Raw genomic sequence first — 25363 nt, forward strand, 5'->3', positions numbered from 1 at the left:
CCACCGACCCATTCCGAGCACGGCGACTCGGCGGGGAAGCGGAGCCTGCGCCATCGTCAGGCCTGGTATCCGGTGGGCGGCACCAGGACGCCGCGCTCGATGAGCGTCTGGATGTTCTTCGCGCGCGTCTCGTGCTCTCGCGCGAGCCAGCCCTCGGTGGGCGGTGCATCGGCGTACTGGTTCTTCGGGTAGATCGGCTTGTCGTAGATCGCGCGGTACTGCTCAGTGCGCAGATCCTTGAATTGGTTGTACAGACCGTTCGCGACGCGTGCGCGGCGGAGGGCCTCGATGTCGAGTGTGGTGCACACGAACGAGTCGCCGGTCGTCCAGCCGCGCTGCTGCGTGAGGATCTGCCCGCGAGGGCCGACGATCATCGACTGGCCGCCGAAGAGATCCTGCACTCCGCCGTCTTCGCGATACTCCGGGCCGAGGTTCGGAGCGACGACGTACGCGGAGTTGAACATGGCGTGTGCCCGATTCTGCAGCTCCCACATCCCGTTCTGCACGGCGGGCTCGATCAGTGTCGGGCGGATGATGATCTCTGCACCGTTCATGGCGAGCCCCCGCGCGACCTCTGGGTAGACGCCTTCGTGGCAGATCGCGATGCCGATGTTGCCGATCTCGGTGCGAGCCACCGGGAAGATCGCGTTCATCACGTCGCCGTCGGCCTTCTTCGCCACGAACTCATCGAAGATGTCGTGGGGATTCATGTTGCCGAGCATTCCGCCCTCGTAGGCGTCGCTGGTGGCCTTGTAGCGCTTGTAGATGACCTCGCCCTGCGGATCGATGATGAACGCAACGTTGAAGTAGCGGTCGGGGAAGTCATCGTCCTTGACCATGTAGAGCTCCGCCGCGATGAAGGCGTTCAACTGCCGCGCCTTCTTGCCGAGCTCATCGGTCTCGGGTCCGGGGATCGTGACGGCGAAGTGCGCCTCCTTCTCCCGGTTGCCAGGGGTGTTGGCGATCATTCCCTGGATCGCCATCTCCGGAATCACGATGAGGCGGACAGGGGATCCCTCCCATGCACCCACCATCGCGGCGGTGTCGATGAACTCGTTGATGCGCTTGACATTCGCCACACCGTCTCCGGGGTTCTTGACGGCGAACGTGCGCGGCGATACAGCGGCCACGACGTACGGATCGATCATCTCGTTCTCTCTTCTCTGAGATTCGGGTCGAGCGAAACCCGTGAGGGCTTCGTCGCCTACGCTGAGTTAGCGCTAACTCAGCGTAGGCATGATCTTCAGGATCGCGCAAGAGCCTGATCTGATGTGTCGGCAGAAGCAACGGATGGAGCGACCTCAGCTCCCACGATCGAAGTCGAGAGAGCGCACTATCGTTCGCCGGCCCCGTGGCGCGCATCGAAACAGGTGCTGCAGAGGGCCTATCGCCGCGGCGGTGCCGTGGTGTCGCGCACCACGAGGCTCGGTTCGATGAGCGGAATGACGCCGTCGGCGTCTCCTCGGATCATCGCGAGGATGCGTGTCACGGCGATATGGCCGATCGCCTCGAAATCCAGGGTGACGGTCGTCAATGCCGGACGGAAGTACGGAGATTCCTTCACATCGTCGAAGCCGACGACGCTCACATCGCCGGGGACGTCGATCCCGGCCTCATCGAGTGCCTTCACCACGCCCAGCGCGAAGGGGTCGTTGGCGGTGAAGATCGCGGTCACCTCGGGGTTGCGGGCGAGCTCGCGGCCGGCGCGGTAGCCCTCCTGCGCGGACCAGTCCGAGGTCTCCAGCGGCGGAGGTGCCGCCCGGCCGGCGGCGGACAGTTCCTCCGACCAGCCTCGCTCGCGCGCGGTCGTGGCGAGCCAGCCGGCGGGACCTCGAACGTGCCAGACGGTGTCGTGCCCGAGGTCGAGCAGATGCCGCACAGCCATCCGAGCTCCGTGCACCTCGTCGATCGAGATGCTCGTGGGACTTGCCGGCGTGCCCTGCTCGAAGGTGATGACCGGGATCTCGGCATCCAGAGCGCGGACGACGGTGAGCGCCTCGTACAGCGGTGCGAGCACGACGACCCCGTCGACCGAGTCCGGGCCGATGGATTCCAAAGCCGTGCGGATCGTCTCCCTGTCAAGCGATCCGAGGGTCACCAGCCGGGTCGCATACCCTTGTTTGCGCGCCTCCTCCGAGATGCCGTAGAGCGCCACGGACGGGCCGAGCACGGAGAGCTCGAAGCTCACCACACCGATCGTCATCGTGCGGTTGCTGGCAAGAGCGGAGGCGGCCGGGTTGCGACGGTAACGCAGCTGGGCGATCGCGGTCTCGACACGCTCGCGGATATCGGGCGCGACGTTGGTCGCACCCCCGACCACCCGTGAGACCGTCTGCTGAGACACCCCCGCGAGTCGCGCCACATCCACCATCCGCGGCCCCTTACTCCGCGACGCGAGGCGTTCGCGGGTGCCACTCGTGCCCGACGCGGAAGAGGGTGGGCTCGCGGGCATCCCCTCATTATGCCCGGCGAGCGCCCCCTCCCCGATGATCCGACCCTCAGCGACGCCCGTAACGGAGCACCTCGGGATGCTGGTCGTACGGCCACTCGGCGCCTTCGACCATGTACTTTCGCGTGGTGTAGCTGCCGTCCATGGTCGCGGCGAGGGAGGAGGGGCCGTCGAATCCGATGACGCCCCATCCGATGCGGTTCTCGTTGCCGCCGTAGACCGGATCGCCGTAGAACCCTTGGCGTGTATTGAGCACCAGGAGCGGGAAGAAGTCGAGGAAATCCTCGTTCACCGGCTGGTTACCCGCCGGTGCGCCGCCGAGGCCGGCCTCCTCTTCGGCAGCCAGCGCGAAGCGCTCAGGCCGCGGCGCACCCGAGAGCTCGACGAGCACCGCATCCTGATCGGCCTCGCTCAGCCCGATGAAGTCGCCATCGCCGCGCTGCCGGGCGAGCCCATCCATCCGCTCGACCCCCTCCCGATAGAACATGCGACGGGCCTCGATGCGCTCCGCCCAGGCGTCCTGCTCCCGACCCTCCATGCGCAGGAAGCCGTCGCCGTCCGCCGCGGGGAAGATGTACTGCGTGCCGGCGAGCATCCGGTCGATGAACCTTACGACCTTCGCCTCTCGAGCACCCGGGTGATGGTCGGTCGGGATGATGCGCGCGGTAGCCGCCTCGATCGTGTCCCATTCGTGGGGGGTGAAGAACACCGGCCCGTCCACGTCGCGCGTGGAGATCGGCACCGTCACCCATTCCGCCTGTCCCATGTCAGTCCTCCGTTCCTCGTGTGTGAGTCAGTCCTCGGTCCACCCGTGCCGGTCCACTTGGATGATCCGGTCCGAGCAGCGCCATGCGTTGGCCATGATGGTGAGCGCCGGGTTGATGCCGGTCGCGGTCGGGAAGAAGCTCGCGTCGAACACGTACAGGTTCGGCACGTCGTGCGAACGGCACCAGCGGTCCACGACCGAGGTCGCCGGGTCGTCGCCCATACGCGCCGTCCCCAGCTCGTGCGACGTGTTGCCGGTGATGCGCTCCATGTTCACCGGGATGACCTTGGTGGCGCCGGCGGCTTCGAGGATTTCGCCGTTCTTGGCGATCTGCCACTTCTCGTGGGCGAAGTCGTTGGCATGCGGCGTGTGGGTGATCCGTGCCACCGGCAGGCCCCAGGCATCCTTCACCGTGGGATCCAGATCGACGCGGTTGGATTCGACGGGAAGGTCGTGCAGCAGCATCCCGATCTTCATGCTGTGGTTGAAGAACTCCCGATCGGCATCCTTGGCTGCCGGACCCCACGTGGGACGCCCGGGGAAGCTCCAGTTCACGGGGTGGCCGATCATCGACGGGAAGATGAGCGAGCCGAGGATGTGCCCGCGATCGGTGTCGGTCTCGTAGAAGTCGAACGAGCACAGGCTCATGTAGTGCCCCGCCCAGCCGTACAGCGGGTCGGTCACCTCCCGATCGAACAGGCCCACCGAGAACGAGTACTGGTGGAAGGTGGCGTTGCGCCCGACCATGCCGCTGCTGTTGCCGAGACCGTCGGGAAACAGTCCCGAAGTCGACATCAGCAGGAGGCGCGGGGTCTCGATGCCTCCGCCGCAGACGATCACAGCCTTCGCGTTCTGCACGAACTCGTCGCCGTCCTCGTCCTGATAGCGCACGCCGGTCGCCCGCCCGTCCTTACCGACGAGGATCTCGCTGACGTAGCAATCCGCCCGTAGGTCGTAGAGACCGGTCGCGACCGCGTCCGGGATGAAGGAGATCAGCGTCGAGGACTTGCCCGTGCCGGGATCGGGATACTGCTGCCAGAAGCCGTTCTCGCTGAAGGGCTCGCGCCCGCGATAAGGCTCGGTGACCATCCCCTGGGGCATCGGGAACGTCCCATGACCCATCTTCGCCATCGCAGTGGCGAACGTGCGTCCGATCTGGCTGAGCGGCGACGGCTTGGTAGGGTATCCGCGACTGCGCCAGGCCTCCCACTTGTTGGCACCGGCCAGGCCCGACGTGCCGAACTCCCACTCCACGCGGGTGTAGTACGGCTCGAGTTCGGCGTAGCTGATGGGCCAGTCCACGATGCTGGCACCCGGCACGTCGCCGTGCAGGCTGCGGAGCTTGAAGTCGCTCTCGGCCATGCGAGGAACCATCCCGCCCCAGTGGGTGGTGCCCCCGCCGACGACCTGCGGCGTAGCCGAGAAGTTCGTCACGACCGCCTCCTCCGTGTCGTTGGGGCGGTAGGTTCGGGGCTTGAGCTTCGGGTCTTGCCAGATGAAGTTTCGATTGAGGAACTTCAGCTCGTCGCCCGAGGCGTGCTCGGGCTTCAGCCACGGGCCGCGCTCGAGACCTACGACGCGGAGTCCGGCCTCGGTCAGCACCTTCGCTGCGGTGGCGCCACCGGCGCCGGCGCCGACGATCACGACGTCGACGTCTTCGGGGTTCCGCTTGCGTGTCATGTTCGTGTCCTTTCCCTGGGGTCGCTCACGCGGCCGATTCGTGGCCCGCTCGCCCGATCGCGGCGAGTGGGAGGAGCCGAGCCCACAGCTCCTCGGGGATGGGATGCTCGAGCAGCCCCTGCGTGTGCTCGATGCGGTCGGGTCGCGACATCCCGACGATCGTCGACGTCACGCGCGGGTCGCGCGTGGAGAACTGCAGCGCCGCCGCCGCGAGCGGCACGTCGTAGTCGGCGCACAGCGACTCGATCGACAGAGCGCGTTCAAGGGTCGCCGCACCCACCGGCGCGTAGCAGTACCTCGGGACGGCGCGCGGTCCCTTCGCCAGCATCCCGCCGCCGAAGGGGGCAGCGTTTACGAAGGCCACGCCGCGTCGCCGCGCGTCGTCCAGCAGCGGCTCGGCTGATTGGTCGATGAGCGTATACCGGTTGTGGCTGATGACGACATCGAAAGCCTCGGTCGCGAGATAACGCAGTTCCAGATCGATCGGGCCACCCGCGACGCCGAGGTGCTCGATCACGCCTTCGTCGCGGAGGCGGATGAGAGCCTCCAGCGGTCCGCCGGGGGCGACGCCCTGCGCGAAGCTGATCTTCTCCGGGTCATGCAGGTAGACCAGCTGCAGGGTGTCCACCCCGAGGCGGCCGAGGCTCTCTTCCACAGACCGGCGCACGCGGTCGCCCGAGAAATCGGTGCTGCCAGGGAGTGGGTCGACCTTCGTGGCGACCGTGAAGCCCTCGGGGATCCCGCCGCGCTCTGCGATCGCGCGACCGATGCGAGCCTCGCTCGCACCGCCCCCGTACTCGTTGGAGGTGTCGATGAACGTGAAGGGACCGTCGAAGACGCGAAGGATGGTGTCCACCGCCGTCTCCTCGTCGACGTCGTAGCCGTACTGCGCCGGGAAGCTCCCCAGAGCGCTCGTTCCTACGCAGATCTCGGAGACGGACAAGCCCGTCCGTCCCAATTCCCGTGTGTTCATGGTCGATTCCTTCCGTCGATGGTCAGCGGTGCGGTGCGGGAGGGCGCAGTGCTCTCGCGCACGATGAGTGCGGGGGCGATGCGCGGTGGCGGAGCCGGGTCCTCTCCGCGCATGAGGTCGAGGATGTGGTCGACCGCGCGCCGCCCGACGTCGGCGAAGTCGTAGCGCACAGTCGTGAGACCCGGACGGAAGAAGGCCGACTCCGGGACGCCGTCGAAACCGACCACGCTGACGTCGTCGGGGACGGATCGACCCGAATCGGTCAGCGCCTTGACGACGCCGAGGGCCATTTGGTCGTTTGCAGCGAACACGGCCGTCACGGTGGGATCAGCGGCCAGACGCAGGCCCGCTTGATGACCCGACCTGGTGGTCCAGTCGCCTTCGAGGTGCGGATGGGCGACCAGTCCGCGCTCGGACAGCGCCCGCGACCACCCGAGCAGTCGGGCCGACGTGCCCAGCCAGCCGGGCGGGCCGCTCACGTGGTGCACGCTCGCGTGGCCCAGGTCCAGGAGGTGCTCGGTGGCCAGACGAGCCCCGGCCACCTCGTCCGTGACCACGCGATCCTCACCCTCGTCGGCTCCGGGGTGGAAGACGACGAGCGGAGCATCCGCGTCGAACCTGTCGATCGCGGTGAGCGCAGCATCCAGGGGGGCAAGGATGATGATCCCGTCCACGGAATCGGCCACCAGGTGATCCAGGGCCTGCCGCATCCTTGCGCGGTCGACCTCGATCAGGCTGACGATGCTGGTGGAATACCCCGCGGCGCGCACTTGATCGGCGATGCCGGTGAGAGCGACCGACGGACCGTATTGGGCGAGCCCGTAGCTGACGACACCGATGCTCATGCTTCGACTGGTCGCCAGCGCGCGAGCGGCCGGATTGCGGCGGTAGCGCAGCTTCTGGATCGACACTTCGACCCGCTCGCGGATCTCCGGAGCGACGTTGCCCGTGCCGTTGATGACGCGGGAGACCGTCTGGTGCGACACCCCGGCGAGGAGGGCGACGTCGACCATACGCGGTCCGCGAGCGTTTCCGTTGCCGTCTCGAGGCATGACGAGGTCCTCCTCTCCGGGATGAAGGGTCGATGGGTGTGCTGGGGAATCAGCTGAACGCGGGGCGTCCGTGGCCGAACCTCTTCGCGAAGAAGCCGGAGATGCGTTGGACTCCGCCCGCGCTCGAGAGGAACACGGCGATGACGATGACGGCGCCCTTAATGACCAGCTGGGGTTCGGAGGAGATGCCGACGAGGTTCATGATGTTGATGATCGTTGCGAGGACGAAGACGCCGATCACCGCGCTGATCGGGTCGCCCTTGCCGCCCATCAACGATGCGCCTCCGACGACCACGGCTGCGATGGCGTCGAGCTCATAGCCGACGCCGATTAGCGAGCTTCCCTGACGCAACTGGGCGGCGGCGATGAGGCCTGCTAGTCCGGCGAGGAACCCCGACATCGTGTAGGTGATGATGAGGTTGCGGGCGACGGGCAGCCCCGACAGCCGAGCCGCCTCGGGGTTGCCGCCGATCGCGTACAGGGAGCGGCCGAAGGTGGTGAACTTCGCGACGAGCGCGGCGACCACCATCACCAGCAGGAAGATCGCGACGGGTGTCTTCATCCCGAGGATCGTGCCGGTTGCGAACACCTCGATGAAGGATTTGTCGAGGATCTGGATGAGGCTCGTGGACTGGATGATGTAGCTGAAGCCCTTGACGGCGCTCATCATCGCGAGCGTCGCGATGAACGGCGGAATGCGCAGCCAGACCACCAGGAGCCCGTTCACCAGGCCGGCGAGCGCGCAGCACAGGAGCGTGAAGGCGATCGACAGGCCCGCAGACATGCCCGTCTGGAGCGTCAGGGCCACGATCACCGTGGACATGGCGAGGATCGAGCCGACCGACAGGTCGATCCCCCCAGTCAGGATGACGAAGAACTGGCCGACCGCGAGCACGGCGACGATCGATGCCGCCGCGATCACGTTCTCGGCGTTGCGCACCGTGAGGAAGTCGGCCGAGACGTAGTAGCCGATGATGATGATCGCAACGAGCACCAGGATCAGGTAGCTCTTGGGCAGGATGCGGCGCCACAGCGCGGCGGCGCCGCTCGTTCGCTTCGGCGGGGTCGGGGCGGCGGACGAGCCCGGCGCGGGGCTCTGCGCGGTCGTCGACGCGGTGTTCTGAGACATGGTGTTCCTTTTCGACATGGGTCGGACGGGGTGCTCGCTCACGAGAACTTCTGGAGGATGGCTTGGCCGTGCGGATCGATCTCGTCGTGGTCCAGCTCGGCGATGACGCGGCCGCGCGCCATGACCAGCACTCGATCGCACATCATCGCCTCGGTGATCTCGGAGCTGGCGATCACGACGGTGCCGCCCTGGCGGGCGAAGTCCCGCAACAGCTCGTACATGTCCTCCTTCGCGCTCACGTCCACACCACGCGTGGGTTCGTCGCAGATGAGGATGCGGGAGTTGCGCACCAGCCAGCGCGCGAGGATCGCCTTCTGCTGGGTTCCTCCGCTGAGGGTCTTGACGGGCTGGCCAACCCCGGACACCTTCATGCCCAGACGAGTGACCATGTCAGCGGCGACCTGCTTCTCGCGACGGGAGTCGATGACGCTGAGCCTGCTGAACTGCGGCAGGCTGGCGAGGGTGATGTTGCCGGCGACGCCCATCTCCGGGATGAACCCGGCGGCCTTCCGGTCCTGGGGAAGGTGGCCGATTCCGCGACGGATCGCGTCGCGCGGGGCGGAGAAGTCGACGGGACGCCCCTCGACCTCCATCGAACCGGACGACCGAGGACGCGCTCCGGCGAGAAGGCTGGCGAGCTCGGATTGCCCACTGCCGATCAGGCCGGCGATGCCGAGCACCTCACCTTCGCGCAGGTCGAACGACACTTCCCTGACGCGGTCGGTGTCGCACAACTCGCGGACCGACACCATGACCTTCTCGCCGGCGCCGGTGCCCAGCCGCGGTGAGCGCTCGCCGCGCAGCGCTGCGTCGGCGATCGATCCCTCAAGCGAGCGCCCGACCATGGCGGTCACGACGTCAGCCGGACGGGAGTCGGCGGTGGCGAGGTCGGCGGCGGTCACGCCGTCGCGCAGCACAGTGACCGCGTCGCATAGCGAGTAGAGCTCATCCATCCGGTGCGAGATGTATAGGAGGGTCACGCCCTGCTTCGACAGCGAGCGCAGCACCGAGAAGAGCTTCTCCACGTCGGGGAGCGGCAGCGTCGAGGTGGGCTCGTCGAGGAGTAGCACGCGGGCGTCCTTGTGGATCGCCTTCGCGAGCTCGACGGCCTGTTGCTGCGCGGTGGAGAAGCTGCCGACGGGGCGGCGCACATCCAGATCGAACCCGACCCGGTCCAGTGCGGCGCGCGCCTCCGACGCCATCCGACTCCAATCGACCGAGACTCCGGCAGTGCGGGGGAGACGCCCCAGGAAGATGTTCTCGGCCACAGAGAGCGACGGCACGAGCGAGAGCTCCTGATAGATGGTGTGGATGCCGGCGTTCTGCGCGTCCAACGGTGTGCGGAATCGCTGCGGCAGGCCGCCCAGTCGGATGGATCCGGCATCCGGTGTCTCCGCGCCGGACAGGATCTTGACGAGCGTGGACTTGCCGGCTCCGTTCTGGCCCGCCAGCGCGTGGATGCTGCCCCGACGCACTGAGAAGCTCACGCCCTTGAGCGCCTGCACGCCGAGGTACCCCTTGGTGATCCCGTCGAGCTCGAGCTCGTTGACGGGCCGATCGACAGGAACGTCGACCTGATGCGTGGACATGGGCGTGGACATGTCGTCTCCTCTTCGAGATGGGGGGTGGGTGGCGCCCGCCCGGCCGCGCCTGTGATCGCGACGACCGGGCGGGCGAGTGTCACTGCTTGGCGCGGACGTAGGTGTCGCCCGCGACGTAGTAGTCCTTCGCGTTCTCCGGCGTGACGACCGTCGTCTGGATGTATTTGGTCTGGTCGGGGCACGCCGACTGGTCCTTATTGAACGCCGCCAGCGCCATCTTCACCGCGGTGGCACCCTGGTCCCACGGCTGGTTCGACGCTGTCGCCTGCAGCGGTCCGGTGGGATCGTCCATCATCTCCTTGACCGAGACCATGCCGCCGTCGTAGCTCGCGAGGATGACCCCATTGCCCCAGAGTCCTGCCTGCTGCAGGCCCTGGACCACGCCGCCGTTCATGACGTCGCTCATGCTGTAGACGATGTTCAGATCTGGGTTCGCTGTCGCGACGTCGCGGATCGGTGCCAGCGCCTTGTCGGGCTTCCACTCCCCGTACTTCATGTCGAGCGTCGTCGTCTTCACGCCTGTGTGCGCCGACATGACGCTGCCATAGCCCTTCATGAACCCGTTCCAGCGGAGGTCGCTGAGCACATCGCCGGGGAATCCGCCGATGCCGACGATCTTGACAGGCGCCGATTCGCCGAACTTCGCCAGCGCTTTGGTTGCGGCCACCTCACCGGCGAGGGAACCGGTCTGGACCTGATCCTCGGCGACGTAGCAGAACATGTCGGGCACCAGCGAGGGATCGAGGTTCGAGTTCACCGTCACGAGGGGAATGCCGGCATCCTTGAGCGCCTGTACCGACGGGCCGACGCCAATCGGGTCGTTGGCGTTCATGATGACAACGTCGACGCCCTTCGTGATGAGCGTCTGAACGTCGGCGTTCTGTCGCACCGTGTCGCCGTTCGCGTCGAGGAGCTCGATCTTGGCGCCGATCTTGTCGGCCTCGGCCTGGCCGCCATCGACGAGGGTCTTCCACCAGTCGCTGCCGCTGATGCCGCGCTGGCTCCAGCCGATGACGAGCCCTTTTCCGGTGGCCTTGTCCTCGGATGATGCCGTGTCGGTGGAGGCGCGGCATCCGGCGAGAACGACGGCCGTTGCGGCGAGCGCCACGACGCCCAGCATGATCCGGCGCCCTCTCGAGCGCGCGATTGCATTACTCATGTCAACACTCCCTTGTGCAAGTGGCTGTGCAGCGACCTCGATCGGCACCTTGTCGGGTGAGCGTCCCGTCGGGGTCTGCTGAGCCTGTGTGTTGGTGATGTTAGCGCACTATCAGGCAAATGCAAGAGGCAATGGACGTGGGAACTGCAACCTGTGAGAGCGGCGTCTCATGTTCGCTTACGGGGCTTTAAAAGTCTTCTGATCAGGATATTAAGTGAGGTGCGTGCGCCTTGGATGGAGAGCAGAGGTTGCTAGACAAGGAGATGTATCGGGCCGATCATGGCTGTGTGTAAGTTACCGATCACCCAGTGGGAGACGATCGATGCCTGGCTGCACATGAGTCAGAGCGCACGGGTCATGAAGATCGAGTGCGGGTCGTCGGCGTAGCCGTCGAACGGCGGGCACTGGGTGAAGCCCTCGCTCGCGTAGAGGCGGTGGGCGGCCGTGAACTCCGGCGACGATCCGGTCTCGAGCCAGAGACTCCGTATGCCCGCGGCGCACGCCTCGTCGATGAGGTGCCCGAGCAGCGCCCGGCCGACACCAGAGCCGCGGAACCGGTCGTCGACTCGCATCGACTTGATCTCGCCGCGGTCCGGGTCTAAGCGGAATAGCGCCGCCATGCCGGCCAGCTCGCCGTCGATCCGCCCCGACCATACCGTGATGGCGGGATCCTGCAGACCCGCCGCGTCGAGAGCATGGACGCTTTCCGCCGGCCCCGTGCCGCGCATGTCGTTCAGGTGGAAGGCGATCAGCGCGAGGATGTCGGGCGACGTGAGATCGTCGACGCGGATGTCGATTGTGGCAGCGGTCATGACGCCAGTCTCCTATCCCGCAGCGCCGGATCGCGCGGCGCGCGCGAACCCCACGCCAGCAGGGCGAGCCCCGCCGCGAGCACGACGACGCCGATGATCGCGAGCGGCGACAGCTGCTCGCCCAGGACGAGGACGCCGAGGAGGCCCGCGGTGAGCGGTTCGGCGAGGGTGAGCGCCGCGGCGGTCGCCGCGCGGAGGCTCTGCAGGCCCCAGGTGAACAGCACGTACGCGAGGGTGGTGGTGGCCAGCCCCAGCCAGAGCGTCATGGCGATGCCGCCCGCGCGGCCGATCCAGGAGAGGTCGGTGGTCAGCAGCAGGGGAAAGGCGAGCACCGCGGCACCGCCGCCCATCGCCCCCACGACGGTGAGGGCCGACCAGCCGCGATCGAGCAGTCGTCGCTGGGCGACCGCGAACACGGCGAACGACGCGCCGGCGCCCACCGATCCGAGAAGTCCGACCGCGTCGAGTTCGCCGCCGTCGCCGGGCGCGCGGCCGAAGGCGAGGAGGGCGACGCCGAGGGTGGCCGCGCCCGTCGCGGTCAGCCAGACGCCGGACGGCGCCCGCCGGGTGAGGGCCCACTCCAGCCCGCCGGCCAGCACCGGCGCCGAGCCGAGCGCGACGACGGTGCCGATCGCGACGCCGTTGGCCGCCGTGCCGAGGAAGAACAGCGGCTGATACGCCACGAAGGCGACGGCGGTGAGGGCCATCAGTGCGAGATCGGGGCGCGCCGCCGGGCGGGGCCTGGCGGCCGCCCGACGGCGGAGCCCGGTCCCGAGCGCGAGCAGGCCCAGGATGCCGCCTCCCACCACGAGCCGGGCCATGCCGACGGACAGGGGTGTCGTGCCGTCCGGTCCGAGCGCCTGCGCGGTTCCGGTCGTGCCGAACAGCACGGCGGCGGCGAGCACGGCGAGGACGGACACGTCCACAGTTCTATCGGATACCCGCCGGTAGGCTGAGGAGGTGACAGTCCGGCTCTACGACACCCAGGCGCAGACCCTGCGCGAGTTCGTGCCGGGAGACCCGTCGAACGTGACGGTGTACGTCTGCGGCCCGACGGTGCAGTCGGGTCCGCACATCGGGCACCTGCGAGGCGCGCTGAGCTTCGACATCCTCCGCCGCTGGCTCACCCATCGCTTCGGCCGCGTCACGTTCGTGCGCAACGTCACCGACATCGACGACAAGGTGCTGGCCAACGCCACCGACGACGAGCCGTGGTGGGCGCTGGCCTACCGCATGGAGCTCGCCTTCACGCGGGCGTATTCCGCGATCGGCATCCTTCCCCCCACGTACGAGCCGCGGGCGACGGCATCCGTCCCTCAGATGATCGAGCTCATCGATCGACTCATCGCGGAAGGGCACGCCTACCCGGCGGAGGGCAGCGTCTACTTCGACGTGCGCTCCTGGCCGAGCTACGGCGAGCTGACCCGGCAGCGCCCCGATGCGATGGAGTCGTCGGCGGATGCGGATGCCGGCAAGCGCGACGCGCTCGATTTCGCACTCTGGAAGGGCGCGAAGGCCGACGAGCCCGCATCGGCGACCTGGGCGTCGCCGTGGGGCGCGGGGCGCCCCGGCTGGCACATCGAGTGCTCGGCGATGTCGCGCCGCTACCTCGGGCCCGAGTTCGACATCCACGGCGGCGGACTCGATCTGCGCTTCCCGCACCACGAGAACGAGCTCGCCCAGTCCGCCGCGGCCGGCGACCCGTTCGCCCGCTACTGGGTGCACAACGGGCTCGTCACCGTCGACGGGCAGAAGATGTCGAAGTCGCTCGGCAACTTCGTGCTCGCCGACGATGCGCTGCAGGGCCGCGACCCGCTCGTGGTGCGGTACGCCCTGGGTGCCGCGCACTACCGCTCGAGCCTCGACGTCGCGGGCCGCGCGTTCGACGAGGCCGAGGCCGCGCTCGAGCGCATCCGCAGCTTCCTCGATCGGGCCGAGCGTGTGGTCGACATCTCGGCCGACCCCGACGGCGTCCTGCCCGACGCGTTCGCGGCGGCGCTGGACGACGACCTGGGCGTGCCGCAGGCGCTCGCCGTCATCCACGAGACGGTGCGGGCGGGCAACGCCGCGCTCGATGCCGGAGACGCGGATGCCGCCTCCCGCGCCGTGCGTGCGGTCGGCGTGATGACCGGAATCCTGGGCATCGACCCGCGCGACCCGCAGTGGCGCACGGGCGGCGACCCGGCCGAGGCATCCGCTCTGGACTCCCTCGTGCAGGCGATGATCGCCCAGCGCGCGCAGGCGCGGGCCGAGAAGGATTGGACCACGGCCGACCGTGTGCGCGATGCGATCGCGGCGGCCGGCATCGATCTGGAGGACACTCCGGACGGAACACATTGGAGCATTCATGGCCGGTAAGCCGGGGCGCCCGGGCGCCAGAGGGAAGAAGAAGGGTCCGCTGAAGGGCACCGGCGGGCACAGCCGCAAGGCACTGGAGGGTCGCGGGCCGACCCCGAAGGCCGAGGACCGCGCCTGGCACCCCGCCGGGAAGCGCAAAGCCGCCCAGGAGCGCTACGCCGCGGCGGGCGGCAAGCCCCGCGTCGCCGGGCAGGGCGGGTCGCGCCCGCGCGCCGCGAAGAAGGACGACGACACCGAGACGGTCACCGGCCGCAACTCGGTGCTGGAGGCGCTGCGGGCGAAGATCCCCGCGACGGCGTTCTACATCGCGCAGCGCGTCGAGATGGACGACCGCGTCAAGGAGATGCTGTCGATCGCGACGAACCGCAGCATCCCCGTGATGGAGGTCACCCGCCCCGAGCTCGACCGCATGGCCGGATTCGACGGCGTGCACCAGGGCGTGGCGCTGAAGGTGCCGCCGTACGAGTACGCGCACCCGCACGATCTGCTCGAAGAGGTGATCGACCGCGGCGAGGTGCCGCTGTTCATCGCCCTCGACGGCATCACCGATCCGCGCAACCTGGGCGCCATCATCCGCTCCACCGCCGCGTTCGGCGGGCACGGCGTGATCGTGCCGCAGCGTCGGTCGGCGAGCGTGAACAGCGCCGCCTGGAAGACCAGCGCGGGCGCCGCAGCGCGTCTCCCCGTGGCGGTGGCGCCCAACCTCACCGCGACGCTGAAGGACTTCAAGAAGCAGGGCGTGTTCGTGCTCGGGCTCGACGGTGGCGGGGATGTCTCGCTGCCGGCGCTGCAGCTGGCCGACCGTCCCGTCGTGATCGTCGTCGGCTCGGAGGGCAAGGGACTGTCGCGCCTGGTCACCGAGACGTGCGACCAGGTCGTTTCGATCCCGATCGAGGCGGCGACCGAGTCGCTCAACGCCGGGATCGCGGCATCCGTCGCGCTCTACCAGGTCTCCACCCTGCGCAACCCGGAAGGCAGCTGACATGGCCCGCATCGCCGTCATCGGAGGGACCGGGTTCGCCGGTCGCAACATCGTCGAGGAGGGCGCGCGCCGCGGTCACGAGGTGCTCGCCGTGTCGCGATCGCTCGCTCCGGAGCGGGTCGAGGGAGCGACGTACGTCGAGGGCAGCATCCTGGATCTGCCCGGCCTGCTCGCGCAGATCGAGGGCGCCGATGCCGTCGTCGTGGCGATCGCGCCGCGCGGGGACATGACGGAGAAGGCCGTTCCCGCTGTGGTCGCTCTCGCCTTCGAGCTCGTCGGTACCGGCGCGCGCCTGGGCGTGGTCGGAGGAGCCGGCGGGTCGCTCAGCGCTCCCGGAGGGCCGCGCCTGTTCGACCTGGACTTCCCCGAGGAGTACAAGGCCGAGGCGCAGACCGGCATCGACATCCTCGACGCGCTGGAGAACTCGCCTGCCGACCTCGACTGGTTCTTCGTGCATCCCGCCGAGACGTTCGGGGCGTGGAACGCGGGGGAGCGCACCGGCTCGTACCGCGACGGCGGCGACGTCGTGGTGCGCGACGAGGAGGGCGTCTCCTACATCTCGGGCGCCGACCTCGGGGTGGCGTTCCTCGACGAGATCGAGGCGCCGAAGCACCACCGCGAGCGGTTCACCGTCGGCTACTGACGACCGGTCCGACGGAGCGGATGCCTCGGGCCGAGGCATCCGTGCGCCTCAGGACGCGCTGGCGAGGCTGCTGCCGTCCGCGAGCGGAAGCTGGACGGCGTTGCGCTCGGCGATCATCGGCACGAGGTGCGACTGCAGCACCGCCAGGTGCTCGGGGTGGTCGAGGTAGGCCTCGAGTCCGGCCGCGTCGTCCACGAGCGCGGTGACGGCGTAGTCCGACCCTCCCGGTCGCAGGTGCAGATTGGGACCCACGACGTACGAGCGCAGCACGGCGATCTTCGTCGCCATGTCGCGCAGTGCCACGGTGAGCTCGTCGACCTGCTCCTGCGTCACGTCGGGCTTCCAGCGGAAGACGGCGAGGTGGGCGATCATCGGGACTCCTCAGGGACGGCGACGTACGGGGATCGCTCGATTGTATGACGATATGCCGATCCTCGCGAGGCGTCAGACCAGGTCGCGCCAGTCGACCTCGTCCTCGTCATCCACGACACCCACCGTGCCCGTGACGACGGGGATGGCCATGGTCTCGGTCGGCGGGCCCATCACGGTCGCCTCGTCACGACGGTGCCGCAGCACGTCGTCGATGTAGGAGGTCAGCACCTCCGCCAGGGGGACGGCACGTCCCTGAGCCTGCGACATGTACCAGCGGTGCTCGAGCACCTGGTGGAACACCTCGGCCGGTTCGAGCTTGGAGCGCAGATCGAACGGGATCGCCTTGACCACCGGCTCGAACACCCGCGTGAGCCACTCGTGGGCGACCATCTCCTCGTCGGAGCCGAGTCGGGAGATGCGCGCCGCGAACTGGTCGAGGTCGTTGAGCAGCCGCCGCGCCTGGTTCTCCTCGACGTCGAGTCCCGTCAGGCGGATGAGACGGCGCTGATGGTGACCGGCGTCGACCACCTTCGGCTGGATCGAGACCCGGGTGCCGTCGGCCGTCGTCTGGATCGACATCTCGCCGATGTCGAATCCGAGGTCGTTGAGGCGCTGCACGCGCTCGCTTAGCCGCCAGGCCTCGTCCGAGCCGAACGACTCCTGATCGGTGAGGGCCGCCCACAGGGATCGGTAGGACGACATGATGCCGTCGGCCACCTCGACCGCGTCGACCCCGCCCTCGAGGCGTCCGCCCGCGGCGAGGTCCATGATCTCCCCGGCGATGTTGGTGCGGGCGACGTCGAGGTCGTGCTCACGCTGCCCGGCGGTGAGCCCGCTCTCGTGGAGCTCCCCGGTCTCGGCGTCGACGAGATAGGCGGCGAACGCGCCGGCGTCACGGCGGAAGAGGGTGTTGGACAGCGACACGTCGCCCCAGAAGAAGCCCACATTGTGCAGGCGGACGAGCAGGGCGGCGAGGGCGTCGACCAGTCGGGTGGCGGTGTCGGGGCGCAGCACCTGCGTGAACAGGGCGCGGTAGGGGAGCGAGAAGCGCAGGTGCGCGGTGACCAGCGCGGCGGGAAGGGGGTCGCCTGAGGCATCCCGCCGCCCGGCGATGACGGCGACGCGATCGACGCACGGCGCGTCCAGACGCGTGAGATTGCCGAGCATGTCGTACTCGCGGCGGGCCATCTCCTCGGTGGTCTCCTTGATGGCGACGACCCGGCCGGAGAGCGTCGCGAACCGCACGAGATGGCGGGAGATGCCCTTGGGGAGGAAGACGATGTTGTCGTTGGGCCATTCGGCCAACGGGGTCGACCACGGGAGGGTCAGCAGGCCGGCATCGACGGAGCTCGCCGTGATGCGCAGGGACTCGGTCATGAGGCTCCGGGGGAAGCGAGACGCGGCGCGGGCGCCGGCCCGTCGACTGAGTCGAGGACCGGCTTCCGCGCCGCGTCGCTGCGTGGGATGAGGTGGTGCGTCAGGCCGAGACGACGGGCTTGTCGTTGAGGCGCTCGCCCGACTCGATGTCGAAGGCGTGCACGTGGCCGGCATTGGCCGCCAGGGTCACGGTGTCTCCGGCGTTCGGGTGACGACGTCCGTCGACGCGCGCCACGATGTCGGTGCGCTTGCCGGCGATGTCGGTGTGCCCGTACAGGTAGCCGTCGGCGCCGAGCTCCTCGACGAGGTCGACCGTCACCGAGAGGCCCTTGCCGTCGGCGGGGCCGACGGTGATGTCCTCGGGGCGCACGCCGACGGTGACCTGGCTGCCGTTCGCGCGGCCCACCGTGTCGCGGTCGAGCGGGACCACCTCGGAGCCGAACTTCACCCCGCCGTCGGCGAGGTCGGAGGTGAACAGGTTCATCGCGGGCGAGCCGATGAAGCCGGCGACGAACACGTTGTTCGGCTTCTCGTACAGGTCGCGCGGCGTGCCGACCTGCTGGAGCAGACCGTCCTTGAGCACGGCGATGCGGTCGCCCATCGTGAGCGCCTCGGTCTGGTCGTGCGTGACGTAGACCGTGGTGACCCCGAGGCGGCGCTGCAGCGACGCGATCTGCGTACGCGTCTGCACGCGCAGCTTGGCGTCGAGGTTGGACAGCGGCTCGTCCATCAGGAACACCTGCGGCTGACGCACGATGGCACGGCCCATGGCGACGCGCTGACGCTGGCCGCCCGAGAGCGCCTTCGGCTTGCGCGTGAGGTACTGCTCGAGGTCGAGGAGCTTGGCGGCCTCGAGAACGCGGGTCGCGCGCTCCTCCTTGCCGACGCCGGCGATCTTGAGCGCGAAGCCCATGTTCTCGGCGACGGTCATGTGCGGGTACAGCGCGTAGTTCTGGAACACCATCGCGATGTCGCGGTCCTTCGGCGGCACGTCGGTGACGTCGCGCTCGCCGATCAGGATGCGGCCGGAGTTGACCTCTTCGAGGCCGGCCAGCATGCGCAGCGACGTGGACTTGCCACAGCCGGAGGGGCCGACCAGGACGAGGAACTCCCCGTCGCCGACCTCGAGGTTGAGCTTGTCCACCGCGGCACGGGTGCCTCCGGGGTACAAGCGGGTTGCGTTGTCGAACGTGACTGACGCCATTTTCTCTTCTCCTTCACCGGCAGGTACGTGCCGGACGATCCGTAGTGATGGAATGAGCGGGGCTTGTCCCGCACGCCCGCCATTGGACGCGCCACCAGTATGGCACGCGGATGCCCCGCACAACCTGGGTATTCCTGGATCCCGGCGGCCCGTGGGCGCCCGAGGTTGCGGGATCGACGGACCGCACGCTCGGGCGGCGTGGACGCCGTGTCTGGGCATTTCCCAGAATGGCTGGCTAGCATCGATCCCGGCCGCCTCAGCGCGCGGCCCGCCGGAGATCCGGCCCTGTTCCCGCTCAAGAGGTTCCATGTCAGACGATCAGTCGCCCCACGTGCCTGCGCCGAACGATCGTCGCGGGGCTGTGCGCGAGAAGGCTCAGCAGGTGCAGCAGCGGCAGAGCCGTGCGCGCATCATCCGCCGCGTGTCGGTGGGCATCGGCGCGGTCGCCGTCGTGGCCGTGGCCGCGGTGGTCGTCACCTGGGCGTTCACGTCGAACGCGTCCAAGCCGCTGCTCTCACCGGCCAACGTCGCCGGCGACGGCTTCGTCGTGACCAAGGCCGGCAGCGTGGCGAGCTCGGGATCGGCCGACGGTCTCGGCTCCACGCCGGCTCCGAGTCCGGATCCCTCCGTCGCCGCGGCGACGCCGGCGCCCACCCCGACGCCGGCGCCCACCGCGACCGGCCACCCGACCGTCGACATCCGCGTGTACGTCGACTACCTGTCGTCGGGGTCGCGCGACTTCCAGGCCGCGAACGCGCAGCAGCTGTCCAAATGGGTGGACCAGTCCGCCGCGACGCTCACCTACTACCCGGTCGCCATGCTCACGGCCAAGTCCAATGGCACGAAGTACTCGCTGCGCGCGGCGAACGCCGCCGCCTGCGTGGCCACGCACTCACCGGACAAGTTCTTCACCTTCAACAACGAGCTGCTCAAGAAGCAGCCGAACGTCGACTCCGACGGGATGACGGATGCTGAGCTGGCCACTCTCGCTGCGGCGACCGGAGTGGACTCGCCCAAGGCCATCAAATCCTGCATCGAGGACGGCACGTTCTCGACGTGGGCGAAGAGCGCCACGGACCGGGCTCTGAAGAGCATCCCCGATTCCAAGGGCGTCTCCCTCACCCGCACCCCGACGGTGCTCGTGAACGGCGTCGAGTACGTCGGAGCGCTCAACGACCCGAAGGAGTTCGCGCAGTTCGTGCTGACGGTCGCGAGCGACGCCTACTACAGCACGCCGACCCCCACGCCGTCGGCGACCGGTTCGGCTACGCCCGCGGGCTGACTCCGCCGCTCATCCCTCCGTCGCTGCCGCGGGAGCGACGAGACCCGCCGTAGACTCGATGCGACGACCGCCGTCGACGGCGGTCGAGCCGACTTGGCGCAATTGGTAGCGCACCGTACTTGTAATACGGGGGTTGCAGGTTCAAGTCCTGTAGTCGGCACCATAGGACGTCGACCCGCCGGTTCGTGAGCCGTGGCGACCGATCACCGGCATGCCCTCCTCGTGATGTCGCCGGGTGCGGGTACTTTCGAGGGAGGGAAGGGGAGCCGATGGCCGATCGCAAGCAGTCCGCGAAGGGGGCGGCCAAGGTGCCGCGCCACGGGTACGCGTTCGTCACGATCACCGCGCGCGACGCGAACGGATTCGTGCACCACTACGACACGATCGAGACGCGGGTCGGCTCGCTGCACGAGGCCGTCGCCATCCTTCAGCTCCACTCCACCGCGATGGAAGCCGAGCACGACCAGAGCCGCCGCGCCTGACGGGAGAGCCGCCGCCCCGTTCCCGACTCCGGCGGGAGCCGGTCGTTACGCGTTCTCATCAGGCTCCCACCGAATCCAGGGGTGCATTCCGCGCTCGGACGCCGTACCATCGACGCCCAGGGAAAGCGTTCATCACTGGGGGATGACATGGCAACCGTTGGGGAGACTGCCGTGCGCCGCGAAGCCGAGCTGCTTCGTCGCGCCGAGCTGGGGGAGACGAGTCGGGCGCTGAGCGTGCCGCCGGTCGGCGACATCATCGCGGCGACCGTCCTGCGCGCGTTCCGGCGCCTGGGAGGGCGCTGGTCGATGCTGGCCGCGGGACGATGGTGGCAGCGGATGCTGGCGGCCATGGTCGCGATCGTGGTGATCACCGCCGCCTGCGCGGTGGGGGTGGGGCTCGTGTACGGGCTCATCCACGCGCCGGCGCTGGTCATCGCGTGCGTCGGCGTGCTGGTGTTCGGCGTCGCGTTCCTGCGCTACGTCTGGTGGGGCACGGGACGCTGATCGCACCGATCCGCGGCCGGCGCGACGCCGACCGCGACGTGTGTCGCGCCCGGTTCGGCGCTGCGCCGCACGCTCGGTAGATTGGTGCGCCGGAGCGGCCCCGATGCTCCGGATCGGCAGGACCGTGACCGCTCACGACCACACCCGCCTGCCCGCCGGACTCGCGCTCGGCGGCGCGGCCCTCATCGGCGTGCTCACGGCTGTGCAGGCGCGCGTCAACGGTCAGCTCGGGCTGAGACTCGGCGACGGCTTCGTCGCGGCGGTCATCTCCTTCGGCTCGGGTCTGGTGATCGTCGCCGTGCTGTCGGCGGTGCTGCCGTCCGGGCGTGCGGGCTTCGGCCGCCTGGTCGCCGAGGTGCGCGGTCGCCGCATCCCGTGGTGGATGCTCGCCGGTGGCGCAGCCGGCGCGTTCACCGTCGCCACCCAGGGCCTGTCCGTCGCGATCATCGGCGTCTCCCTGTTCACCGTGGGCGTCGTGGCCGGGCAGATCGTGAGCGGACTGGTGCTCGACCGGACCGGGTACGGCCCCGCCGGAGCGGTGGCGGTGACCCTGCCGCGCGTTGCCGGAGGCGTCCTCGTCCTGGGCGCCGTGGGCGTGTCGCTGGCGGGCGGCACGGGCGCGGCGCCGGTGTGGATGCTCGTCCTTCCCTTCCTCGTCGGCGCGGGCATCGCATGGCAGCAGGCCACGAACGGCCGCCTGCGCGCGCGGGTGGGCACCCCGTTGACCGCCACGCTGGTCAACTTCATCGGCGGGACCGCGATCCTGGCGGTCGTCGCGACCGTGCACGTCGCAGTGGTCGGTTCGCCGCAGCCCCTCCCGACCGAACCGTGGCTCTACCTCGGCGGTGCGCTCGGGGTGGCGTACATCTTCCTGTCCGCGGCGCTGGTCGCCTCGACCGGCGTCCTGCTGCTCGGACTCGGGATCGTCGTCGGGCAGCTGACCGCCTCGGTCGTGCTCGATGCGCTCTGGCCGGCGCTGTCCGGACCGGGACTGGGCGTGGAGCTCGCCACGGTGGCCATCGCGCTCAGTGCGGTGATCGTCGCCACGGTGCGGTGGCGGCGCCGCTGATCCCGCGCCGTCGTCAGCGCGGCATGCGCGACAGGTGCTTGCGCGCGTCGATCGTCTTGACGCGGGTCGGCCGCGACCGCTCCGGCTTGCCGCCGATGTAGAGCCAGCCGAGCAGCTCCTCGTCCTTCTTCAGCCCGTGCGCCTTGGCGACGGCCTTCGCGCGCGTGTAGTCGCCGGTCCGCCAGAAGACTCCCCAGCCCTCGTCGTCCAGCAGCAGGCTCAGCGTGTGGGCGACGCCCGAGGCGACCGCCTCCTGCTCCCACCGCGGCACCTTGCTCTTGCGGTAGCTGGCCACCACGGCCACCAGCAGCGGCGCCCGCTGCGGCTTGGTCGAGGCGCCCTTCTTCCCCTCGGCCTTGTGGATCGCGGTGCCGAGGCGCTCACGATCCTTGCCGCGCAGCTCGATCAGCCGCCACGGACGCAGCGAGGAGTGGTCGGCCACGCGGCCCGCGGCCGAGACCAGGCGCTCCAGCTCCGCGCGGTCGGGCGCGGCATCCGTCACCTTCGACCACGACTTGCGGACCCGCGCGGCCTCGACGGCGCCGGTCACGCGTCAGCCTCGGGGGTGAACTCCAGGGCGAGCGAGTTCATGCAGTACCGGTCGCCGGTGGGCGTGCCGAACCCGTCGGGGAATACGTGCCCGAGGTGCGAGCCGCAGCCGGCGCAGCGCACCTCGGTGCGCTCCATCCCGTGGCTGCTGTCGTCGATCAGCTCGACCGCCTCCGGCCGCACCGACTCGTAGAAGCTCGGCCATCCGCAGTGCGAGTCGAACTTGGTGCCGCTGCGGAACAGCTCCGCACCGCAGCCCGCGCACGTGTAGAGGCCCGCTCGGCTCTCGTCGAGCAGCTCGCCGGTCCACGCGCGCTCGGTGGCGGCCTCGCGCAGGACCGCGTAGCGGTCGGCGTCGAGCTCGTCGCGCCACTGCTCGTCGCTCTTGGTGACTTCGTATGCCATGCCTCCATTCTCGCAGGCGCGCACCTTCGCGGAGCCCGGGAGAATGAGGTCATGACGACGGATGCCGCGCAGCACGTGCGCGAGCGGTACGCCCGGTTCGCGCGCGAGGAGGCGCCCGGGCGCTCCCCGCTCTACGCGGAGTGGGCGGCGGGCGTGGCGGCCGATCCGACCGTGCAGGAGGTGCTCGGTCGCATCCCGGCGACCCGGCGGCAGCCTCCGCTCGTGTTCGCCGTCACCCGCATGCTCGGGGCGCCCGAGGCGGCCTACCCGGTCTGGGCGGAGTGGGTGCGGGCGCACGCCGACGCCGTGGTCGGGGAGTGCGGGCGGCGCAGCATCCAGACCAACGAGCCGCTGCGGTGCGCGGCGCTGCTTCCCGCTCTGACGCTCGTCGAGGGACCGATCGCGCTGCTGGAGGTGGGGGCGAGTGCCGGGCTGTGCCTGTACCCCGACCGCTACTCCTACCGCTACGACACCCCCGACGGCCCGGTCGTCCTCGATCCGGTCGAGGGGCCCTCGCCGGTGCTCCTGCACGCCGCTCTCGAGCGCGTGCGCCCGCCGGCGCTGCCCGACGTCGTGTGGCGCGCCGGCGTCGACCTGCACCCGCTCGACGCCGCCGACCCCGACGATCGCCGGTTCCTCGGTGCACTCGTGTGGCCCGGCGAGGCCGGTCGGGTCGAGCGCATCGTGGCCGCCCTCGACGTGGTCGCCGCCGACCCGCCCCGGCTCGTGGCAGGCGACGCCACCGACCCCGCCGTGCTGCGGGCGCTCGCCGCCGAGGCGCCGACGGATGCCGCGCTCGTCGTCACGACGCCGGGGGTGATGCCGCACATCCCCCGCGAGGGCAGGGATCGGCTGATCCGGACGATCCGCGACCTCGGCGCGCGGTGGATCACGGTCGACCCGCCGGCGCTGCACGCTCCGGGATCGCCCGGGGCGTGGCATCCGCCCCTTCGCGCGGACGAGGGCGACGGCTTCGTGCTCGCGCTCGACGGCGAACCGCTCGCCGCGGCGGATCCGCTCGGCGGGTGGGTGCGCGGGTTGGGGAGCGGGTCGGCGGCGGCGCGCGCGTCGCGCCGCTGAATCCCGTGGAGCGGTCGTACCGTGGGATCGTGCCCCTCTCCGATCGCGACCGCGCCCTCCTCGCCTTCGAGGCGGAGTGGACCCGTCATGCGGGCGCCAAGGAGGAGGCCATCCGCGCCGAGCTGGAGCTCACCCCGGCGCGCTACTACCAGCTGCTCGGGCGGCTGATCGACACCGCCGATGCGCTCGCGCACGACCCGATGCTCGTCAAGCGGCTGCGACGGGTGCGCGACACGCGCGACCGCGCCCGCCTCGCGCGGGTGACCGCCGCCGGCAGCTGAGGACGCGGCACCGCGCGGTTCCGGCCCTGCCTGAACGGCGCCCTCGGCGGCGCCCGGTAGCATCGTGGGATGCCTCGAACGTCCTACCCGAAGGATCGCTTCGACGATCTCCCGTCCGCCCACGGACGCGTCGGGGCTCATCGGGCCGAGAACCCCCGTATGCGCGGATGGGTCGTCGCGCTCTGGGCGGCGCTGGCGACCATCGTCCTCATCGCGGCCGGCATCTTCGGCGTGCTCGTCGTCTCCGGCCGCGTCGTCCTCACGCCGACGCCGACCCCGACGCCCACACCGACCCCGGTCGTGACGCCGATCGTCGACACCACGTTCACCGTCGGCATCCTGAACGCGACGCCCGAGACCGGACTGGCGACCCGCCTGAAGGAGACGGTGGTCGCCGCCGGCTGGGGTCCGAACGCGGTCAACGCCAGCGGCGCGGGCAGCACCGATTTCCCGACCACGACCGTCTACTACTTCGCTCCCGGCGACCAGGCGGCCGCGCTGGGTCTCGCGGGCATCATCGGCGGCGCCAAGGTCGAGCAGAGCGACGTGTACCAGCCGGCCGGCAACCCCGACGCCAAGGTGCTCACGATCGTGATCGGCCTCGACCGCACCGCCAATCCGCCTGCGGCTACCCCCGCGCCCACGGGCTGAGGGACCGGACTGTTTCCCGCCGGTAAACAGTTCGATGCACGCGTGTCAACAGTCGTCCATCGGGCGATTCCGGCCCCATCCGTCTGAATACGATGACCCTGTCCCACAGCAACAGGAGATTCGCATGACCCAGGGCACCGTGAAGTGGTTCAACGCTGAGAAGGGCTTCGGCTTCATCACCGCGGGCGACGGCCAGGACGTGTTCGTCCACTACTCGAACATCGACATGTCGGGGTTCCGCGTCCTCGAGGAGGGCCAGGTCGTCGAGTTCACCGTCGGCTCCGGCCAGAAGGGCCCGCAGGCTGAGTCGGTGCGCGTCGTCTGAGCCGCCTGCGGCGCCCCCTCGGGGTGCCTCGCCGCACCCGGCGACCCCGGGTGACGGCATCCCTCCGCGTGGCTTGCACTCGCCTGGTGCGAGTGCCAGAATGGCATTAGCACTCGATCTCTCTGAGTGCTAATGACCATTCGCTACGTCCGGACTGCGCGTCCGGGAGGGACGACAT

The 25363-nt window shown here is 69.4% G+C and carries 27 protein-coding genes and 1 tRNA gene; 12 read left to right on the forward strand and 16 right to left on the reverse strand.

The window, feature by feature from the left end; translation table 11 throughout:
• Window positions 1-56: 56 nt before the first annotated feature.
• The 11 genes from ACSJDX_RS08575 to ACSJDX_RS08625 form a co-directional block, all read right to left on the reverse strand.
• Entirely contained in the window at window positions 57-1148 is a 1092-nt protein-coding gene (locus ACSJDX_RS08575) for a nitrilase-related carbon-nitrogen hydrolase (protein WP_438352268.1), read from the reverse strand.
• A gap of 236 nt (window positions 1149-1384) precedes the next feature.
• Window positions 1385-2371 carry a LacI family DNA-binding transcriptional regulator gene (locus ACSJDX_RS08580; RefSeq protein WP_438352269.1) on the reverse strand — a complete coding sequence of 329 codons (987 nt, stop codon included), beginning with the start codon at window positions 2369-2371 and terminating at the stop codon, window positions 1385-1387.
• A 127-nt stretch (window positions 2372-2498) separates the two neighbouring features.
• On the reverse strand, window positions 2499-3215 hold the full coding sequence (locus ACSJDX_RS08585) for a gluconate 2-dehydrogenase subunit 3 family protein (protein ID WP_438352270.1): 717 nt from the start codon (window positions 3213-3215) through the stop codon (window positions 2499-2501).
• 27 nt (window positions 3216-3242) lie between these two features.
• Window positions 3243-4895 carry a GMC family oxidoreductase gene (locus ACSJDX_RS08590; RefSeq protein WP_438352271.1) on the reverse strand — a complete coding sequence of 551 codons (1653 nt, stop codon included), beginning with the start codon at window positions 4893-4895 and terminating at the stop codon, window positions 3243-3245.
• 25 nt (window positions 4896-4920) lie between these two features.
• Window positions 4921-5868: an aldo/keto reductase gene (locus ACSJDX_RS08595; RefSeq protein ID WP_438352272.1), complete on the reverse strand. Its 948-nt coding sequence runs from the start codon at window positions 5866-5868 to the stop codon at window positions 4921-4923.
• Window positions 5865-6881, reverse strand: coding sequence for a LacI family DNA-binding transcriptional regulator (locus ACSJDX_RS08600; RefSeq protein ID WP_438352273.1), 1017 nt, complete (start codon window positions 6879-6881; stop codon window positions 5865-5867). Before ACSJDX_RS08600 ends, ACSJDX_RS08595 begins: the two co-directional genes overlap by 4 nt.
• Window positions 6882-6969: 88 nt before the next feature.
• Window positions 6970-8049 carry an ABC transporter permease gene (locus ACSJDX_RS08605; RefSeq protein WP_438352274.1) on the reverse strand — a complete coding sequence of 360 codons (1080 nt, stop codon included), beginning with the start codon at window positions 8047-8049 and terminating at the stop codon, window positions 6970-6972.
• A 38-nt stretch (window positions 8050-8087) separates the two neighbouring features.
• The gene (locus ACSJDX_RS08610; protein ID WP_438352275.1) at window positions 8088-9650 is read right to left on the reverse strand and encodes a sugar ABC transporter ATP-binding protein; all 1563 of its coding nucleotides are present in this window, start codon (window positions 9648-9650) and stop codon (window positions 8088-8090) included.
• A 79-nt stretch (window positions 9651-9729) separates the two neighbouring features.
• A complete protein-coding gene (locus ACSJDX_RS08615; protein ID WP_438352276.1) occupies window positions 9730-10857 on the reverse strand; it encodes a substrate-binding domain-containing protein in 1128 nt (375 codons plus the stop codon).
• A gap of 293 nt (window positions 10858-11150) precedes the next feature.
• Window positions 11151-11621, reverse strand: a complete 471-nt coding sequence (locus tag ACSJDX_RS08620) for a GNAT family N-acetyltransferase (RefSeq protein WP_438352277.1) — start codon at window positions 11619-11621, stop codon at window positions 11151-11153.
• Window positions 11618-12541, reverse strand: coding sequence for a DMT family transporter (locus ACSJDX_RS08625; protein WP_438352278.1), 924 nt, complete (start codon window positions 12539-12541; stop codon window positions 11618-11620). The genes ACSJDX_RS08620 and ACSJDX_RS08625 overlap by 4 nt, the downstream gene beginning before the upstream one ends.
• 40 nt (window positions 12542-12581) lie before the next feature.
• On the opposite strand from ACSJDX_RS08625, the gene cysS reads away from it, so the two are divergent.
• From cysS to ACSJDX_RS08640, 3 genes are read left to right on the forward strand one after another with little or no spacing between them, the layout of a single operon-like run.
• Window positions 12582-13979: a cysteine--tRNA ligase gene (gene cysS / locus ACSJDX_RS08630; RefSeq protein ID WP_438352279.1), complete on the forward strand. Its 1398-nt coding sequence runs from the start codon at window positions 12582-12584 to the stop codon at window positions 13977-13979.
• Window positions 13969-14961 (forward strand): 23S rRNA (guanosine(2251)-2'-O)-methyltransferase RlmB, encoded by a 993-nt coding sequence (gene rlmB, locus ACSJDX_RS08635; protein ID WP_438352280.1) that lies wholly within the window; start codon window positions 13969-13971, stop codon window positions 14959-14961. The genes cysS and rlmB overlap by 11 nt, the downstream gene beginning before the upstream one ends.
• A 1-nt stretch (window position 14962) precedes the next feature.
• Complete coding sequence (locus tag ACSJDX_RS08640) at window positions 14963-15604, forward strand: NAD(P)-dependent oxidoreductase (RefSeq protein WP_438352281.1); 642 nt, start codon at window positions 14963-14965, stop codon at window positions 15602-15604.
• Window positions 15605-15652: 48 nt separating this feature from the next.
• Here the strand turns inward: ACSJDX_RS08640 and ACSJDX_RS08645 are convergent, their stop codons facing one another.
• The 3 genes from ACSJDX_RS08645 to ACSJDX_RS08655 all read right to left on the reverse strand — a co-directional run bounded on the left by ACSJDX_RS08645 (window position 15653) and on the right by ACSJDX_RS08655 (window position 18557).
• On the reverse strand, window positions 15653-15976 hold the full coding sequence (locus tag ACSJDX_RS08645) for a Dabb family protein (protein WP_438352282.1): 324 nt from the start codon (window positions 15974-15976) through the stop codon (window positions 15653-15655).
• Window positions 15977-16048: 72 nt separating this feature from the next.
• Entirely contained in the window at window positions 16049-17353 is a 1305-nt protein-coding gene (locus ACSJDX_RS08650; protein WP_438352283.1) for a DUF4032 domain-containing protein, read from the reverse strand.
• A 100-nt stretch (window positions 17354-17453) separates the two neighbouring features.
• On the reverse strand, window positions 17454-18557 hold the full coding sequence (locus ACSJDX_RS08655; protein ID WP_438352284.1) for an ABC transporter ATP-binding protein: 1104 nt from the start codon (window positions 18555-18557) through the stop codon (window positions 17454-17456).
• 307 nt (window positions 18558-18864) lie between these two features.
• On the opposite strand from ACSJDX_RS08655, the gene ACSJDX_RS08660 reads away from it, so the two are divergent.
• From ACSJDX_RS08660 to ACSJDX_RS08680, 5 genes are all read left to right on the forward strand, one after another.
• On the forward strand, window positions 18865-19839 hold the full coding sequence (locus tag ACSJDX_RS08660; protein ID WP_438352285.1) for a DsbA family protein: 975 nt from the start codon (window positions 18865-18867) through the stop codon (window positions 19837-19839).
• A gap of 87 nt (window positions 19840-19926) precedes the next feature.
• Window positions 19927-20002: transfer RNA gene (locus ACSJDX_RS08665), tRNA-Thr, on the forward strand.
• A gap of 106 nt (window positions 20003-20108) precedes the next feature.
• Window positions 20109-20321 (forward strand): hypothetical protein, encoded by a 213-nt coding sequence (locus ACSJDX_RS08670; RefSeq protein ID WP_438352286.1) that lies wholly within the window; start codon window positions 20109-20111, stop codon window positions 20319-20321.
• 171 nt (window positions 20322-20492) lie between these two features.
• Window positions 20493-20825 (forward strand): hypothetical protein, encoded by a 333-nt coding sequence (locus tag ACSJDX_RS08675; RefSeq protein WP_438352287.1) that lies wholly within the window; start codon window positions 20493-20495, stop codon window positions 20823-20825.
• A 124-nt stretch (window positions 20826-20949) separates the two neighbouring features.
• A complete protein-coding gene (locus ACSJDX_RS08680) occupies window positions 20950-21894 on the forward strand; it encodes a DMT family transporter (protein WP_438352288.1) in 945 nt (314 codons plus the stop codon).
• A 13-nt stretch (window positions 21895-21907) separates the two neighbouring features.
• Here ACSJDX_RS08680 and ACSJDX_RS08685 read toward each other — a convergent pair whose 3' ends face one another.
• Together ACSJDX_RS08685 and msrB are read right to left on the reverse strand one after the other, a co-directional pair.
• The gene (locus ACSJDX_RS08685; RefSeq protein ID WP_438352289.1) at window positions 21908-22444 is read right to left on the reverse strand and encodes a nitroreductase family protein; all 537 of its coding nucleotides are present in this window, start codon (window positions 22442-22444) and stop codon (window positions 21908-21910) included.
• Entirely contained in the window at window positions 22441-22848 is a 408-nt protein-coding gene (gene msrB, locus ACSJDX_RS08690) for a peptide-methionine (R)-S-oxide reductase MsrB (RefSeq protein ID WP_438352290.1), read from the reverse strand. The genes ACSJDX_RS08685 and msrB overlap by 4 nt, the downstream gene beginning before the upstream one ends.
• A 51-nt stretch (window positions 22849-22899) precedes the next feature.
• Here msrB and ACSJDX_RS08695 point away from each other — a divergent pair, with 51 nt between their 5' ends.
• From ACSJDX_RS08695 to ACSJDX_RS08710, 4 genes are all read left to right on the forward strand, one after another.
• Complete coding sequence (locus tag ACSJDX_RS08695; RefSeq protein ID WP_438352291.1) at window positions 22900-23928, forward strand: DUF2332 family protein; 1029 nt, start codon at window positions 22900-22902, stop codon at window positions 23926-23928.
• 29 nt (window positions 23929-23957) lie between these two features.
• Window positions 23958-24209: a DUF3263 domain-containing protein gene (locus ACSJDX_RS08700; protein ID WP_438352292.1), complete on the forward strand. Its 252-nt coding sequence runs from the start codon at window positions 23958-23960 to the stop codon at window positions 24207-24209.
• 69 nt (window positions 24210-24278) lie between these two features.
• Complete coding sequence (locus ACSJDX_RS08705; protein ID WP_438352293.1) at window positions 24279-24860, forward strand: LytR C-terminal domain-containing protein; 582 nt, start codon at window positions 24279-24281, stop codon at window positions 24858-24860.
• Between the two features lie 124 nt (window positions 24861-24984).
• Window positions 24985-25185: a cold-shock protein gene (locus tag ACSJDX_RS08710; RefSeq protein WP_438352294.1), complete on the forward strand. Its 201-nt coding sequence runs from the start codon at window positions 24985-24987 to the stop codon at window positions 25183-25185.
• Window positions 25186-25363: the final 178 nt, after the last annotated feature.

It is taken from the genome of Microbacterium fluminis (genome assembly GCF_051549805.1).
Taxonomy (GTDB): domain Bacteria; phylum Actinomycetota; class Actinomycetes; order Actinomycetales; family Microbacteriaceae; genus Microbacterium.